Raw genomic sequence first — 15,629 nt, forward strand, 5'->3', positions numbered from 1 at the left:
ATCGTAGTGGGGGGAGGGCCCTCCCCCCCACTACCGGCCCGGGATGGGCATCGAGGGCGGGGTGCAGCGCGCGGGCACGGCCCCGCCGCACCGCGGGATCGCCGCGCCGGGACGCTCGTGCCAGGCACGTAGCCACGTCCGACACGGCCGTGTCCGGAGCCGACAGAAGCGCCCGCCGGGAATGTCGCTCGTTGCGGCATCTCGGCGCCACGCGAGGCCTGAAGAGGTGCCAGGCACGTAGCCACGTCCGTCGCGGCCGTGTCCGAATTGGACGGCTTCAGGAGCGGAGCGCGCGCGCCCACAGGCGAGGAATCCGGCGGCCGACCGTGACGGTCTCCGCCCCGAGCCACGCGGCGAGCGCGTCCAGCGCCTCGCGGATCGCCGCTCCCGCGTCGGCCGGTGCTCGGGGCTCCCGCCAGACGCCGTCGACGGAGAGCGACCCGCGCCGGCGGTCGAACACCGGCTCGATCCGCCCGATCAGCTCCGTGCCGCGGAGGATCGGCAGGACGTAGTACCCGTACACGCGCTTCGCTCTCGGCACGAACATCTCCAGCCGGTAGAAGAACCCGAACAGCGCCTCGGCGCGTTCGCGGTCGTGGATCAGGCGATCGAAGGGGGAGAGGAATGTCACCCGGTCCGGGATCTCGCCGTCGGTCGCGTGGGGGTGTGCCGCCCAGCCGTCACGTGTCAGCCGAACGCCGAGCGCGCGGAACCTCGTCTCCTCGACCGCCAACTCGGCCTCGCGCAACGGAAGGGCATCGGTTAGGGGCAGCACTCGTTCCGAGAGGTCCCACAGGCGCTGTCCGCCGACACGCCCGGCGACGGCCACCTCCCCCCGCAGGTGCAATGAGGTCAGCATCAGTCCGACGTTCCGCGTCCCGTACCAGCGGCGCTCTTCCCGTTCACCGCGGGAACGGTCCTCGAGCTCGCGTGAGAGAAGAGGGCCGCGTCGCTCGAGCTCGCGTAGGACGTACCGGCGGAACCCCCGGTTCTCGGCGACGAACTCCCGCACCCAGCGTTCCGACTTGTAGTGGGACGACGTCCTCCAGCGACGCATCAGACCGCGAACGAGCGGTAGCGCCTCGATCGGCCAGATGAGCGCGTCCCACTCGAACAGGGAGCGCTCCTCCCAGAGAAGCCGGTCGAGCTCCGTGACGTCGTATCGGCCGAGCCTGCTCCAGAGGACGAGATGTTGCGCGGGGGCGACGGTCGCGATCGGGTCGAGCTGGAGGAAGCCCAGCCGGCGGATCGTCTCGAGGACGCCCGTCGCCGACCCGTCGAGGAGCTGCGACCTGACGGCGATCCGTCGCGCCGCGGCCTCGTCGACCAACCGTTCCCCCGCCGTGGCGGGAGAAAGCCGTTGCCGCATCGCCTCAGGCACGAAGACTCCCCGCCCAGACCCGCGGAACGCGCCTGCCCATCCGGATGCGGTCGGCGCCGAGCCACGCTCCCAGCTCGCACAGCGCCGCGCCGACACCGGCCCCCGCGTCGGCAGGCGCCCCGCGCTCCGCCCAGACACCGTCGACGCGGAGCACGCCCGGCCCCCGCTCGAACGTGGCGTCTACCCGCCCGATCAGCTCGCCCCCGTTCAGGATCGGGAGCACGTAGTAGCCGAATTCGCGTCTCGCGGCAGGGACGTACATCTCGAGCCGGTAGCGGAAGCCGAACAACTCGGCGGTGCGCTCACGGTCGTGGACGAGCCGGTCGAACGGCGAGAGGAGGACGGTGCGCTGCGTCGTAGGCCGACGTTCGAGAAGGGCGCCGTGCGCCCACCACTCCCCCTCCAGGCCCGTGATCCGGGCGGGCACGGCGGTCCCGTCGCGCACGAGCGCGCGGAACGCCGCGTCCGCACCGGGTGGCAGGCCGTCGAATCCCCGGCCGAGCTCGGCGCGGCGGGCGATGCCCTTCCGGCGGAGCCCGCGCTCGACGACGGCGCGCGCGACCTCGGCGGTGCGCCAGCGCGGCTCGTCGTGCGGCAGACGTCTCGCCGCCAGGTCCCAGACCCGCTCGTTGCCGTCCCGTCCGACGATCGCGATCTCGCCGCGGAACCAGAGGATGTCGAGCAGGCGCGCGAGGCCCTTGCCGTCGTTCCAGCCTCCCGTGCGCCATGGGTGCGTCGAGCGGTCCTCGAGGTCGCGAGAGCGGAGCGGCCCACGGTCACGGAGCTCCCGTAGCACGTAGCGGCGGAACGCGTTGTTCGCTCCGAGCCACTCGCGGATGTACCTGGCGCGGCTGAGATCTCCGCGCGGGTACCGCCGCATCGTCTCCCGGTGGATGCCGTAGTCGGAACGGGGCACGATGTGCGCCCAGTACTCGAACAGGTCACCGCGATCGAGCGCCGCGTCGAGCTCGGTCACGTCGTAGGGCCCCAGCCGGCTGAACAGCACCATCCGCTCGGCGCGGGCGACGGCCGCGACCGGGTCGACCTGCAGGGCCCCGAGGGCCGACACGACCTCGACCACGCTCGACGGCGCGCTTCCGTCGAGTAGCTGTGCGGCGACGGCGAGCCGCCTCGCCTCCGCGATCGAGAGCTCGATCATCGCCGCACCGACTCCAGCCCGGTCACGCGGCGGAGCCGGTCGAGTGCCCGATCGAAGGCGTCGTCGAGCGCGGCCGACGCTCGCACTCCGTCCTCCCGGTGGAACGCGTTGACGACGAGCTCGCCGCTCGCGCGCTCCGACTTGAGGTCGGCTCGACCGACGATCCGGTCGCCGCGCAGGAGAGGCAGGACGTAGTAGCCGTATCGCCGCTGCGGCGCCGGCTTGTACACCTCGATCAGGTGGTCGAAGCCGAGAATGCGGCGGGCGAACGGCCGGTCCCAGAGCAGGTTGTCGAACGGCGAGAGGAGGACCGCCGACGACGGTGCGCGGCCCTCGAGGTCGGCGTCTCCCGGCACGAGCACGGGAGCCCCTCCGTCGTCCACCGCGAGCCGTCGGATCACGCCTTCCGAGACGAGCGAGTCGACGGCGCCGCGCACCCGTGCCGCGCCGCCCTTCAGGCGCCAGTGCTCGACGACGCCGCGCTCGGTCAGCACACCTCGCCCGCGGACGGCACGCTCGACCAGCTTGCGCAACCGCTCCGGCTCGGGCGGCGTCGGCGCGTCGAGGATCTCGCCCGGTAGGACCCGCTCGGGGACGTCGTAGAGCCGCTGGAAACCCTGACGGCCGGCGACCACCAGTTCGCCGTGGTTCCAGAGCAGCTCGAGCATCCGCTTCGCAGGCTTCCAGCCCCACATCTCGCCCTTGCGGGCGGCGCCGTCGAAATGCCGCGATCCGAGCGGCCCGCGGGCGCGGATCTCGTCCAGGACGTGGTCCCGCAGATGGGGGTGCGTGCGGTCGACCTCGCCGTACCACCGTCGGCCGCCGACCTGCATCGCCGGCCGGAGGAGCGGCCAGTCCACCGCCGGGAGCAGGCATGCCTCGTGGGCCCAGTACTCGATCAGCCGTCCACCGCCGAGCAGGCGGGTGACGGACTCGTCCGGAAATGCCCCGATCCGAGCGCCGAGCACGATCCGGTGGCTCCGCTCGACCGTGGAGATCGAGTCGAGCTGGACGCACGAGAGGCGGCGCACGGTCGCCTCCACCTCCGCGGTGGTCCCGCGCCGCGCACGCGCTGCATACCGCTGCGCGGTGATCGCGAGACGGCGCACGGCCGCCTGCGGAATGCTCGCCTTCGGCACGGGCCTCTTCTACCCGAACGGCAGTCGAAGACGACCGACACGCCTGTCACTGTTCGCACGTGCGACGGTTCGTCATCGTCTGCGCGGTGGCCCTGGCGGCGGCTTTCGTCGTGGGCGTCCCGCTCTTCCTCTTGCAGGACGACGACTCGCTGCCCAGGGGCGCCGACGCCGTCGTCGCACTGTCCGGCTCCGAGCGGACGCTGCCCGCGGCGCAGACGCTCGTCGGCGGCGGGATCGCGCCCATGCTGGTCGTCTCGGCCGAGCGGAGCGGCAGGGACGAGCGTCGCGCGCGGCTCTGCAGGACCAAGGCAGACGACGTGATCTGCGTGTACGGCGGGCCGCTCGCGACGAGCGGCGAGGCGCAGGCGATCTCCCGTCTGGCCGAGGATCGCGGCTGGGACACGCTCATCCTCGTCAGCTCGGACTTCGAGCGCTTCCGCCTCGAGCGCGCCTTCCAGCGGTGTGGGGACTTCCGTGTCGCGACGTACGGCGTCGACGAGTCGTGGTGGAACAGCCTGGTCGGCATCCCGCTCGAGTGGGTCAAGCTCGCCGTCTCGGAGACGGTGCGCCGAAACTGCTGAGGCTCCGGCGGCGCTATCGTCGCGGGGGTGAACGAGAAGCAGCTGCGCGAGAAGCGGGATCAGGAGCTCATCGAGATCCTGAACGAGGTCAGGGTGGCGCTCGCCGGGGCGAGCGTGCTCTTCGGCTTCCTCCTCGTCGTCCCGTTCAACTCGGGATGGGACGACGCCACGGACTCTCAGCATGCGGCGTACGTCGTCGCGTTCCTCGCCACGCTGCTCTCGGTCGTGGGCCTGATGACGCCGACTGCGTATCACCGCCTCCGCTGGCGCGAGCGGAACAAGGAGCGCATGCTCCGCTTCTCCCAGCTCGGCGTCGTCGCCGGGATCGCCTGCCTCGCGGTCGCCATGACGGCTGCCACCTACATCGCGATCGACGAGATGGCGAGGACCGGGCTCGCGCTCGCCGTCACGGCGGTCGTCGGCGCCGCGTTCCTCCTCGTCTGGTACGCGCTGCCGCTCTCGGGGCCGTACGAGCGCTGGGATGACGAGGTGGACGACGAGGAGCTGCACGAGCTCGGGAGCCACCCCCGGATCGGCGCCGGGACCGACTGAAGAGGCCCTACGCGGGGTCGTCGCCCTCGAGGATCGCGGCGAGCGTCCCGGGATCGATGTTCCCGCCCGACACGATGCAGACCACGCGTCCCTCGCCTGCGTGCCCGGCGAGGGCGGCCGCGACGGACAGCGCCCCCGCGCCCTCGGCGACGACGTGGGCACGGGTGGCCAGCAGCCCGACAGCGGCCGCCACTTCACGGAGCGGGACGGCGACGGCGGCAGCGACGAGCGGCCGGGCGCGGTCCCACATCGCCGGGAGAAGCGCCTTCGAGCCGGCGCCGTCCACGAACGACGGCGCGTAGTCGACCTGAACCGGCTCGCCGGCCTCGAGAGACGCCGCGAGGGGCGCCCCGGTCTCGGGCTCGCAGGCGATCACCCGGGTCTCCGGCGACACCGCCGCGAGCGCGCTCGCAACCCCGGTCGTGAGCCCTCCGCCGCCCCACGGCACGAGTACGGCGTCGATACCCTCCAGCCGCTCGGCCAGCTCGAGCCCGATCACGCCGTTACCGGCCATCACCCGCTCGTCGAGCACCGGATGGACGAAGAGCCCCTCGACCCCGGGGTACGCGCCTTCCTCCATCGTCTCCCACCACGTCTCGAAGGGCACCGGGATCACGCGGCCGCCGAGCCGCTCGATCGCGTCGAGCTTCGCGCGGGGAGCGTGATCGGGAGCGACGACCGTGGCGGGGACGCCGAGCTCACGCGCGACCCAGCAGACACCCTGGGCCATGTTGCCGGCGCTCGTGGTCCACACACCTACGCGCCACTCCGCCGGGTCGGACTGACGGATCGCGCTCGTCGCGCCGCGGAGCTTGAACGAGCCGATCGGCTGGAGGCATTCGAGCTTGAGCCACACCTCGCACGGCGCGTCGGCGTACAGGCGGAGCAGCGGGCTCTCCGAGACGACGTCGGCGGTGATCGACCGCGCGCGCTCGATCGCCTCGAGCGCGATCAGAACGCGACCTCGGTGCCGACTCCCTGCTCGCGTGCACGGGCCACGCAGAGCGCCGCCGCGGCGAGATCCTCGACGGCGAGCCCCAGCGACTTGAAGAGCGTGAGCTCGCCGTCGTCGGTCCGTCCCCGATGCGCGCCGAGGAGGAGCTCGCCCAGCTCGGCGAGGATGTGGTCGGGCCCGATCCCCCTCTCCTCCACGGCCCGCAGGTAGTCGCCCGACTCGTTCAAGGTCGACTCCCGCCGGTCCACGTACAGCGATGCCGCGGCGACGAGCTCTGCATCGAGCTCACGTGTGGACGGCACCGACGATCCGACGGCGTTGACGTGCGTGCCGGGCGCGAGCCACGCATGACGGACGATCGGCTCGCGGGCGGCGGTACACGTGCAGACGACGTCCGCGCCGTCGAGCGCCTCCTCGACGGTCTCGCACGACACGGCGTGCGACTCCAGCGCGAGTGCCTCCGCATGGGCCGGCGTCCGGCTCCAGATCCGAAGCTCCGGGTCGTCGATCACGGTGCGCATGGCGTGCGCGTGCGAGCGCGCCTGTACCCCCGAGCCCAGGATCGCCACCCGCCGCGCACCCGGTCGTGCGAGCAGCTTCGTCGCCACCGCGGAGACCGCCGCGGTCCTGATCTCCGTGATGGGGGAGGCGTTGAGCACGGCCTGCAGTTGGCCGGTCTCCCCGTCGTGCAGGAGCACGGCGCCCTGATGCGGGTCGAGCCCGCGCGCGGCATTCTCCGGCGAGATCACGATCTCCTTGAGAGAGAAGAGCGGCCTGGCACCGCCACGGTGCGCGGGCATCAGGCCGAGGAGCTGCTGCGCCGGCGGCCGGAACACGAACCGGAGCGGCATCGAGAGCTCGTCGCGCGCGAGAGCGGCGAGCGCGTCCTCCATCGCAGCGATGCACGACTCCATGTCGAGCAGGGCGCGGACGTCCGCGTCGGAGAGGACGAGCACGCTCACCTGAAGACGCCTCCGAGCCTCGCCCGCTCGTCCGCGTCGAAGGTGATCTCGAGCGCCTCGCGGACGGGTGCGAGCTGCTCGACCGTGCTCGGTCCAACCACGATCGCAGTGATCTCCGGAGTATGGAGCAGCCAGGCGAGCGCCAGCGCGGCCATCGATGCCCCGTGGCCCGTCGACTCCCGCTCGAGGGCCTCGAGCGCGTCGAACGTCGCCTCCGTGCGGTAGCCCTCGGCGCCCTCCGGGCGGACGGTCATCCGCGAGCCCGGCGGCGGCGGCTCGCCGCGCCGGTACTTCCCCGTGAGCCACCCGCCGGCGAGCGGGCTGTACGGCGTGTAGCCGAGCCCGTGTTCGTGGCAGAGGGGGAAGACGGTCTCCCGGTCGCCCTGCTCGAGGAGCGAGAAGGCGTTCTGCACCCACTCGTAGCGCGTGAGACCCTCGAGCGCGGACAGCTCGAGCGCCTCGGCGAGCTGCTCGGCCGTGAAGTTCGACGCGCCGACCGCTCCGACGACTCCGCTGCGGACGAGCTCGTCGAACACGGACAGCGTCTCCTCCTGAGGCACATCGGGGTCGAAGGCGTGGGGGAGGTACAGGGGGATCCGTTCGAGCCCGAGGCGGCGCAGGCTCGTCTCGACCTGGCGTCGGATCCTCGCGGCGGCGAGGCCGCGGTCGGCGCCCTCCGTCATCGGGTTGAAGGTCTTCGTCGCGATCACCACCCGCTCGTGCACTTGGGACCCCTTCGTCGCCAGCCATGCGCCGATGTACTCCTCGCTGCGCCCGCCCCCGTAGGCGTCCGCGGTGTCGAGTGTGGTCACGCCGAGGTCCCACGCGGCGTCCAGGAGACGGAAGGCCTCGTCGCGCGGCGTCCCCTTGCCGAACAGGGACGGCGCGGAGCCGACGCCACCGAAGTTGCCGCAGCCGAGCACGATGCGGGAGATCGCGACACCGCTCCGCCCGAGTGCGCGCTCCTCCACGTCGCGATCGTACGCGGCCGTCAGCCGCCCGGCGCCACCTCCGACCGGCGCTCCAGACGCCAGACCAGCCGGAGGCCCGACCATGTCCCGTCGAGTGCGGCGACCTTCGTGTCGACGAGGCCGAGCGGAAGCGCGACGTCGCGCACGACGTCCTCGGTCACGTCGGTGGGCACCTTCGACGCCCGCTTCGGCCAGGCGACCCAGAGCACCCGGTCGGGATGGATCGCCCCGCCGAGCTCCTCGATCCTGCGCTCGAGCAAGGCGCGCTCGGTCGTGAAGAAGAGAGTCACGCCTGCGGCGGCCGGCTCCGCGACGCGCTGCGCACCGGCCGGCAGCGGATGGAGCAGCGCCTCCGCGCCGCCCGGGTCGGCGACGATCGCGTACGTGGTCCCCTCGCCGATCCCGAGCTTGCGGGCGACCGGCGTCCCCGAGTAGCCGGCGGCGGGCACCTCGCGCCGCCGACGTCAGCCGGACACGGGCTCGGCGGCATCCAGGCTGATCGAGCCGTCCTCTGCGATCGTCCAGTAGGGGTTGTGGGCGACCTCCCAGGGATGCCCGTCCGGATCGACGAACACGCCCGAGTAGCCGCCCCAGAGCGTCTCGCCCGGCTCCCGTGCGATCTGCGCGCCCGCGGTGCGTGCCTCCTCGATGATCGCGTCCACTTCGGCAGCGGAGCGGACGTTGTGCGCGAAGGTGACGCCGCCCCAGCCGCCGCCGTCGGTCACGCCGCTGTCGGTCGTGAGCTCAGCCCGATCCCAGAGGGCCACGATCATGCAGCCCGCCTGGAAGAACACGACTCCCTCGGCCCGCGGCGTCTGCGTCCAGCCGAGCGCCTCGTAGAAGCGGCGCGCTGCCTCGAGGTCGGCCACCCCGAGCGTCACGAGGCTGAGGCGCTGCTCCACGTTCCGATCATGACACGGTGGCCGACGCTCACGCAGAGGCCGAGAAGGCCCGATACGCCGGCTCGAGCGCCTCGGCGAGGTCGCGGCCGCCGACCCGGATCCCGCTCCGCCCGAGCCGCTTGACGACTGCCCCCGGAGGAAGGGCCCTCGGCGGCTGCGGCGCGGGCAGCGGGCCGGCGCGCCAGGGGTTGCCGTTCCGCGAGGCAGGCGGCTCGACGGGCCGGCACCCGCGCCAGTGGAGGACGAGGGACGGGTCCCCGTCGATCGCGTCGGCCACGGCGAACGCGAGGGCGGCCACGTGCTTGCACACCGTTGACCGCTCCCGGTCGGGGCAGGTGCAGCTCGTCGTGACGGCGCGGGTCGGAGGCACGAGCGGCTCCCGCAGCTCCGTCTCGAGCAGGTGCGCGAGGTGGAGGGACTGCTCCGTCCCCGCGAGGCCTCCATCCAGGTGGGGGCGCGCCGAAGCGGCCCGCACCGCGTCGGACCATGCCTCGGGCGGTATCGGCGGCGTGGAGAGCGAGACGACGTACTCCGAGCCGCTCGAGCTCGCGACCCGCGCCGTCACCGCCCCCGGGGCGACGGCCACCGAGGCGACCGCGCCGCGGCGCGCGAGCTCGCGACCGCGCTCGGCCCTGGCGGATCCCTCGTCGGGTACCACCGCGCTCGCGAGCCACCTTGCCCACGGACCGACGCCGATCCGGTCGCCGCCGTCCGCGGGGCGAACGGGCTCGCCACCCGCCAGGAGGACGGCGGTCACGCTGCCTCCTCGATCGGACCGGGCGCGAGCGCGACCGCTGCGCGGATCGCATCGAGGTCGAGCTCTCCGAGCCAGTCGTCCGCGCCCCCTGCCATCACCTGCTCCGCGAGCTCGCGCTTCGCGTCGAGGAGCGCGTCGATCCGCTCCTCGAGCGTCGCCGTGCACACGAGGCTGGACACGAACACAGGCTTCCGCTGGCCGAGGCGATGCACGCGATCGGTCGCCTGCTGCTCCACCGCCGGGTTCCACCAGCGATCGAAGTGGACGACGTGGTTCGCGGCCGGGAGGTTCAGCCCGCGTCCGCCTGCGCGCAGCGAGACGACCAGGATGGTCGGCCCGCCGCCCGAGTCGAACCGCGTGAGGAGGTCGTCGCGCGCGCGGGCGGAGAGCCCGCCGTGGAAGAACCCGACCTCGCGACCGAGCCGGGCTGCCAGGTGCGGCGCGAGCCGTTGGAAGCCGGGGTACTGCGTGAACACGAGCGCCTGGTCGTCCGCGGGGACGGCGGCCAGGAGCTCGATCAGCCGCTCGAGCTTGCCCGAACGGCCCTCGAGCGGCCGACCCGTGGGGACGACGAGCTCGGGATGGTTGCAGACCTGCTTGAGCTGACCGAGCATCGCGAGCACGGCTCCGCGGCGGTCGAACGTCCGCTCGTGGCTCTCGATGCGCGGCATCCAGCGGTCGACGGTCGCGGTGTAGAGGCTCGCCTGCTCGACCGTGAGGTTGCACGGCACCTTCGTGAGCGTGATCGGCGGCAGCTCGAGATCCACCTCCGGCGCATCCTTCGCGCGTCGCAGCACGAACGGCCCGACGAGCGAGCGGAGTCGCTCCAGCGCCGCTGCGTCGCGCCGCGCCTCGATCGGGCGGGCAAGCGACCGTTCGAACGCCTCCCGCGTGCCGAGCAGGCCGGGGTTGACGAGGTCCATGATCGCCCAGAGCTCGCCGAGCCGGTTCTCGATCGGCGTCCCGGTGAGCGCGAGCGTCCGCCGCCGCGGGATCCGCCGCAGCGCGCGATGACGCTTCGTCCGCGGATTCTTCGCGTCCTGTGCCTCGTCGAGCAGCAGCCGGTCCCACTGGAGCCCCGCGAGCAGCTCGACGTCCCTCGTCGCGACGTCGTACGAGGTGACCACGACGTCGCTGGCCAAAGCTTCGGCGACGAAGGGCTTGCCCGCGAGCCGGGAAGGCCCGTGGTGGAGGTGCACGCGCAGTGCGGGTGCGAAGCGGGCGATCTCGCGCGCCCACTGCTGGGCGACGCTCATCGGGCTGACGACGAGCGTCGGCCCCACGTCGCTGTCGGCGTCCTCGCGCTCCGACACGAGCGTCGCGATCGCCTGCACGGTCTTTCCGAGCCCCATGTCGTCGGCCAGAATCCCTCCCACCCGCATGTCGCCGAGCAGGCGCAGCCAGCCGTGTCCCCGCTCCTGGAACGGAAACAGGTCGTGCCGCATCCCGGCGGGGGTGGGCAGCGCCCGATAGCGTCGGTCCTCCGCGCCCGTGAGGAGATCGTCGAGCGTCGCGTCGAGGCGCACGGCCCCGAGCTCGATACCCGCCTCGTCGGTCTCGAGGCCGGACACGGCCCGCACGAGCTCGACGACGCCGGCGGAGCGCCCACGACCGTCGAGGAACCGTAGGGCACGCTCGACCTCCGACGCCTGGAGGGCGTGCCACTTGCCCCGGAGCCTGATGAGCGGCTCCTTCGCCGCCGCGAGCTCGCGCAGCTCCTGCTCGGAGAGCTCCACGTCCCCGATCGCAAGGCGCCAGTCGAAGGAGGCGATCGCATCGCGCGTCAGGAAGCCGCTCGACGTCGCCGGAGAGCTCGTCGCGACGAGATTGACGCGCACGCGGCTCGGCGACGAGACCCACTCGCGCGGAAGGCGGACGGGGACTCCCAGCTCCTCGAGGCGCGGCATCGCCTGTCGGAGGAAGGCGCGTATCTGGTCGGCGTCGAGCTCGATCTCGGAGGGAAGCTCGCCGTCGAGGAAGATGCCCGCCTCGGAGAGGATCGGGCGGATCGTGTCGAGGCGCAACTCCAGCGCGCGGCGCGGATCGCTCTCCCGCAGGAAGGCGAAGATCCCATCGGTGCCGTCGCGAAGCAGCGCGGCCGGAAGGGCGAGCGTGGGGTCGTCGGCGGCCTCGAGCCAGAGCTCGAGCCGGACGGACGGGTCATCGGCGCCGTCACGCGGCGTCTCGCCCTCGTCGAGGCGCAGCCCGAGGTTCCACGGCGCGCGAGAACGCCTCGCGAGCCCGTCGTCCACCCATGCGTTGACCCGCCGCTCGAGCGCCACGTAGCCGTGGTGCCCCGGCAGCTCCGGGCCTGCGGCCGCGAGGCCGGCGAGGAAGAGCTCCGGCGCGCCGGGCTGCGGGGCGGTCGGCGACAGCGTCACCCCCGCGGCGCGCAGCGCCCGCCTCGCGAGCTCGTCGACTGCGCAGGCATGGAGGTCGTGGACGAAGGCGTGCGTGTCCCCGTCGAACGCCTCGGCGGCGGCGGCGGGCGCCGCGTGCGCCACCGCGTCCAGCTCCGCGCGCACGTGCTCGTCGAGCGTGGCCCCCCAGAGCGCGTGCCAGCGACCGTCGGCCGCCTGGAGGTGGGGGTGGACGAGCCCCGTGGCCACCGACCGGCGTGCGACGTCGAGCACGGCGAGCACGACCCGGGCGGTTCCGCCCTGCTCGATGCCGTCCGGCGGCTCGGACGCGAGCTCGATCAGCTCCTCGAGCTCGAGCCTGCGGGCGCTGACGCCGTGGCCCGCATCGGCGACGTCGACGACGGCCGGCATCCCCATCTGCAGGCGCCCTGAGGAGAGCGTGCCGTCGGGCTCGCGCACGAGCGCGAAGGCGCTCGCGTCCTGCTGCCAGAGGAGCTCGAGCGTGGTGCCGGCGGGTGTCGGCGTGGAGGAGACCGTGTCCGGCACGACCCATCAGCATAGGCGCGACGGACGACGCCGCTGCAGGGGTGCTGCGCCGAAGCTACGAGCCGGAGACGAACGCGGCCACGTCGCGGATCTCCTGCGCGCTCAGCTCGTCGCCGAAGGCAGGCATCGCGCCACCCCCGTTGGTGACCTGGGTGACGACCGCATCGAACGAAGGTGCGGCGTTGTCGAGGTCCGGCCCGACGCTGCCGCTCGACCCCGCGGCAGCGAACGTGTGGCAGCCGCCGCAGCCGGCCGAGGCGAAGACCTCCTCGCCGTTGGCCGCGTCGCCGGCCTCGCCACCTGTGGTCTGCGTCGTGGCGGGCGACGTCTCGGCGCTGCCGCCGCCGTCGTCGTCACCGCCGCACCCCGCGCTGACGAGCGCGAGCGCACCGACCAGCGCGACGAGTGCCACCACGAGGCGCATCGCGCGCCTCTTACCCGGTGGCCCGTCCGCGCAAACCTGCCGCTTCGCCTCACCCGCTCAGGTGCACGACGGTCGCGCCGTCCGCCGCGTCGGGCTCGTGCGACGAGACGAGTGGGTGGCGGGCGAGCTCGTCGCGGACGGCACTGCGGATCGCCCCCGTGCCGCGACCGTGGATCACGCGCACCTCGTCCCTCCCGGCCAGCGCGGCAGTGTCGACGAACGTGCGAAGAGCTTCCCGTGCCTCCTGAGCCGTTCGCCCGCGGAGGTCGAGCTCCGACGGCGCGTCGGCCGGCGTCGGCGTGCGGATCGTCACGCCCTGCTCCTGGGCGACATCCTGCTGCGGGTCACCGTCTGGCTGGAGGCGTGCCACCGGGACGCGGACGCGGAGCCCGCCGCGGCCGACGACGACCGCGTCGTCCCTCACGATCTCCGCGATCGTGCCCCTCACGCCCAGCGCGGGAGAGACCACGGGGTCACCGGGCGCGAGTGGCGCCGAGACCGGCAGCGGCGCGTCCGCGTCGCGGAGAGCACGCCCGGCACGCGCGGAACGCTCAGCCGCCGCACCGAGCCGCCGGTCGCGCTCGCGCTCCTTCGCGAGCGCCTTGGGTGTCGTGGCCCGACGGCGTTCTCGCTCGAGCCGGCGGGCCTCGCGGATCTCCTTGCGGAGTGCGTCCAGCTCCGCCCTCGTCTCGGTGAGCTCGCGCTCGGCATCGGCCAGCGCACGCTCACGCTCCGAGCGGGCGGATGCCCGGACACGCTCGATCTCCTCCTCGAGCTCACGGACGCGCCCGTCCGCCTCCTGTCTGGCCTCCTCGGCCGCCGCTCGCGAGGCGGCTGCGCTCTCGCGCTCGTCTGCGGCGCGCTCCTCGGCCGCCTCGGCCTCGGCGAGCAGCTCCGCCACGCGACGCCGCTCCGGCGCGATGCGGTCGCGCGCGGCGCGGACCACCTCCGCAGGCAGCCCGAGGCGCTCCGCGATCCGGAGCGCGTGCGACGTCCCGGGTCGGCCGAGCGTGATCCGGTAGAGAGGCTCCTGCGTCTCGGGATCGAACCCGGTGGCGGCATTTGCGACGCCCTCCGTCGCGCTCGCCCACTCCTTCAGCTCCGGGTAGTGGCTCGTCACGACCGTCAGCCGCGCCTGCCCGACGAGACGCTCGACGAGTGCCTGCGCGAGGGCCGCTCCCTCGACCGGGTCTGTTCCGCCCGCCACCTCGTCCAGGAGCACCAGCGAGCGATCGGTCGCGGCGTCGAGGATCTCGAGGAGGCTGCGGACATGGCCGGAGAAGGTCGACAGGCTCATCTCGATCGACTGCTCGTCGCCGATGTCGGCGAGCACCTGGTCGAAGACCGGCAGCTCGGCATGGTCGGCCTGCGGGCGCAGCCCGCACTGGTGCAGCACCGCGGCGAGGCCGAGCGTCTTCAGGGCGACCGTCTTGCCGCCCGTGTTCGGGCCGCTGATCACGACCGCCCTCAGGTCGCCCGGCTCCAGGTCGATCGGCACGGCGCTCTCCGGATCGAGCAGCGGGTGTCGTGCCCCGCGCAGGGCGACGCGGTCGCCCTGGGTCACCCGAGCACCGCGCCAGCGGCGCGAGAGGACGCCGCGGGCGAGGACGAGGTCGATCTCGCCCGCCGCCTCGACCAGGGCCGCCAGGTGCTCCGCGTGGTCGCCGACCTCGCGCGACAGCCCGCGGAGGATCGAGGCCACCTCCTCGCGCTCTGCGCTCTCCGCCTCGCGCAGCCGGTTGGAGTCCTCCACGACGGCGAAGGGCTCGACGAACAGCGTCTGACCCGATCCCGAGCTGTCGTGGACGATCCCCGGGACAGCCCCTCGGGCCGACGCGCGGAGCGCGAGTACCGGCCGTCCGCCGCGCTCGGTGACGAAGTCGTCCTGGAGGTGTTCCCGGAGCGATGCGTCGCGGGCGAGCGAGCGGAGGCGCTCGGCAACGCGCGCCCGTCCTTCCCGAAGCTCGCGACGAAGCCGTCGGAGCGCCGGTGAGGCACCGTCGCGGAGATCCGAGCCGTCGTCCTCCACGGCCTTGGTGATCGCGGCCGCCACGGGTGCGAGCCCCGGCTCGATGGCGGTCGCAAGCTCGCAGAGGCGCGGTGTCCCCTCGACGCCCTCCAGCCCGGCCCGCGCGGCGAGCGCAGCCTCGATCGTCCCGGCGATCGCCCGCAGGGCCGACGGGTCGAGGACGCTGCCGCGCGCCCCGAGCTCCGCCGCGGGTCGGATCTCGCGGACACCCGCGAGGTCCGGCTCGGCGGACAGCTCGTAGAGCGCGATCGCCTCGGCCGTCAGCAGGTGCCGGGCGGCGACCTCGTCCGGATCGGCGGACGGCAGCAGACCGAGCGCGCGTGCGCGCCCCGGCTCGCTCGCCGCGATCCCGGCGAGGCGCTCGAGGACTGCCGGCAGCTCCAGCAGCTCCAGCGCCCGGACATCCATCCGGCCAGTCTAGGGCGGGAGGGAGCGCGGTCCCTCCCGCGAGACCGCCTCCCGCTAGCCGGAGATGTACTCGGTGAGGAACTCGATCCGGACGCGCTGTTCCTGCGACTGGAACTTGACCACGTCGCCGATCGAGACGATCCCGACGACCTGCTTCTCCTCCGACAGCACAGGCAGGTGCCGGATCCGCCGCTCGGTCATCACCGCCATGCACTCCTCGATCGACGTGGCGGGGGTCACGTACGCGATCTCCCTGGACATGATCTCGCTCACCGGCGTGACGCGCTCGTCGCGGCCCTCGAGGGTCACGCGGCGCAGGTAGTCCCGCTCGGTGACGATCCCCACCAGCCGTCCGGCTTCCATGACGAGGAGGGAGCCGACGTTGCCCTCGACCATCCTCGTGACCGCATCCAGCACCGTCGCCGCGCCTCCGATCTCGAGGACGTCGTGGCCCTTCGCTTCGAGGATGTCCGACACGTGGCCCATCTGGTCATCATGTACCC

General features: G+C 73.2%; 15 protein-coding genes. 2 read left to right on the forward strand and 13 right to left on the reverse strand.

The window, feature by feature from the left end; genetic code table 11:
* Positions 1-277: 277 nt before the first annotated feature.
* Genes VFO26_RS15275 through VFO26_RS15285 form a run of 3 tightly spaced genes read right to left on the reverse strand, consistent with a single transcriptional unit; the run spans position 278 to position 3,679 of the window.
* Positions 278-1,330, reverse strand: coding sequence for a DNA glycosylase AlkZ-like family protein (locus tag VFO26_RS15275; protein ID WP_325115918.1), 1,053 nt, complete (start codon positions 1,328-1,330; stop codon positions 278-280).
* Between the two features lie 43 nt (positions 1,331-1,373).
* The gene (locus VFO26_RS15280) at positions 1,374-2,540 is read right to left on the reverse strand and encodes a winged helix-turn-helix domain-containing protein (protein WP_325115919.1); all 1,167 of its coding nucleotides are present in this window, start codon (positions 2,538-2,540) and stop codon (positions 1,374-1,376) included.
* Complete coding sequence (locus tag VFO26_RS15285) at positions 2,537-3,679, reverse strand: winged helix-turn-helix domain-containing protein (RefSeq protein ID WP_325115920.1); 1,143 nt, start codon at positions 3,677-3,679, stop codon at positions 2,537-2,539. Before VFO26_RS15285 ends, VFO26_RS15280 begins: the two co-directional genes overlap by 4 nt.
* A 59-nt stretch (positions 3,680-3,738) precedes the next feature.
* Between VFO26_RS15285 and VFO26_RS15290 the strand changes: the two genes are divergently transcribed.
* Together VFO26_RS15290 and VFO26_RS15295 are read left to right on the forward strand one after the other, a co-directional pair.
* Positions 3,739-4,260 (forward strand): hypothetical protein, encoded by a 522-nt coding sequence (locus VFO26_RS15290; protein ID WP_325115921.1) that lies wholly within the window; start codon positions 3,739-3,741, stop codon positions 4,258-4,260.
* A gap of 27 nt (positions 4,261-4,287) precedes the next feature.
* Positions 4,288-4,812, forward strand: coding sequence for a DUF6328 family protein (locus VFO26_RS15295; RefSeq protein WP_325115922.1), 525 nt, complete (start codon positions 4,288-4,290; stop codon positions 4,810-4,812).
* 7 nt (positions 4,813-4,819) lie between these two features.
* Here VFO26_RS15295 and VFO26_RS15300 read toward each other — a convergent pair whose 3' ends face one another.
* From VFO26_RS15300 to VFO26_RS15345, 10 genes are read right to left on the reverse strand one after another with little or no spacing between them, the layout of a single operon-like run.
* Positions 4,820-5,815 (reverse strand): threonine/serine dehydratase, encoded by a 996-nt coding sequence (locus tag VFO26_RS15300; RefSeq protein WP_325115984.1) that lies wholly within the window; start codon positions 5,813-5,815, stop codon positions 4,820-4,822.
* The gene (locus tag VFO26_RS15305; RefSeq protein WP_325115923.1) at positions 5,764-6,729 is read right to left on the reverse strand and encodes an ornithine cyclodeaminase family protein; all 966 of its coding nucleotides are present in this window, start codon (positions 6,727-6,729) and stop codon (positions 5,764-5,766) included. The genes VFO26_RS15300 and VFO26_RS15305 overlap by 52 nt, the downstream gene beginning before the upstream one ends.
* Complete coding sequence (locus VFO26_RS15310) at positions 6,726-7,700, reverse strand: aldo/keto reductase (RefSeq protein ID WP_325115924.1); 975 nt, start codon at positions 7,698-7,700, stop codon at positions 6,726-6,728. Before VFO26_RS15310 ends, VFO26_RS15305 begins: the two co-directional genes overlap by 4 nt.
* Positions 7,701-7,720: 20 nt before the next feature.
* The gene (locus VFO26_RS15315; RefSeq protein ID WP_325115925.1) at positions 7,721-8,149 is read right to left on the reverse strand and encodes a hypothetical protein; all 429 of its coding nucleotides are present in this window, start codon (positions 8,147-8,149) and stop codon (positions 7,721-7,723) included.
* Positions 8,150-8,164: 15 nt separating this feature from the next.
* Positions 8,165-8,602, reverse strand: coding sequence for a VOC family protein (locus VFO26_RS15320; RefSeq protein WP_325115926.1), 438 nt, complete (start codon positions 8,600-8,602; stop codon positions 8,165-8,167).
* A 28-nt stretch (positions 8,603-8,630) separates the two neighbouring features.
* Complete coding sequence (locus VFO26_RS15325; protein ID WP_325115927.1) at positions 8,631-9,359, reverse strand: SWIM zinc finger family protein; 729 nt, start codon at positions 9,357-9,359, stop codon at positions 8,631-8,633.
* Positions 9,356-12,265, reverse strand: coding sequence for a DEAD/DEAH box helicase (locus VFO26_RS15330; RefSeq protein ID WP_325115928.1), 2,910 nt, complete (start codon positions 12,263-12,265; stop codon positions 9,356-9,358). The genes VFO26_RS15325 and VFO26_RS15330 overlap by 4 nt, the downstream gene beginning before the upstream one ends.
* Before the next feature lie 55 nt (positions 12,266-12,320).
* Positions 12,321-12,689, reverse strand: coding sequence for a c-type cytochrome (locus tag VFO26_RS15335; protein ID WP_325115929.1), 369 nt, complete (start codon positions 12,687-12,689; stop codon positions 12,321-12,323).
* Between the two features lie 49 nt (positions 12,690-12,738).
* A complete protein-coding gene (locus VFO26_RS15340) occupies positions 12,739-15,126 on the reverse strand; it encodes an endonuclease MutS2 (RefSeq protein WP_325115930.1) in 2,388 nt (795 codons plus the stop codon).
* 54 nt (positions 15,127-15,180) lie between these two features.
* Positions 15,181-15,612 (reverse strand): CBS domain-containing protein, encoded by a 432-nt coding sequence (locus tag VFO26_RS15345; protein WP_325115931.1) that lies wholly within the window; start codon positions 15,610-15,612, stop codon positions 15,181-15,183.
* Positions 15,613-15,629 lie beyond the last annotated feature (17 nt).

Origin of the sequence: Gaiella sp. (genome assembly GCF_035710885.1) — a bacterium.
In the GTDB taxonomy this organism is placed as follows: domain Bacteria; phylum Actinomycetota; class Thermoleophilia; order Gaiellales; family Gaiellaceae; genus Gaiella.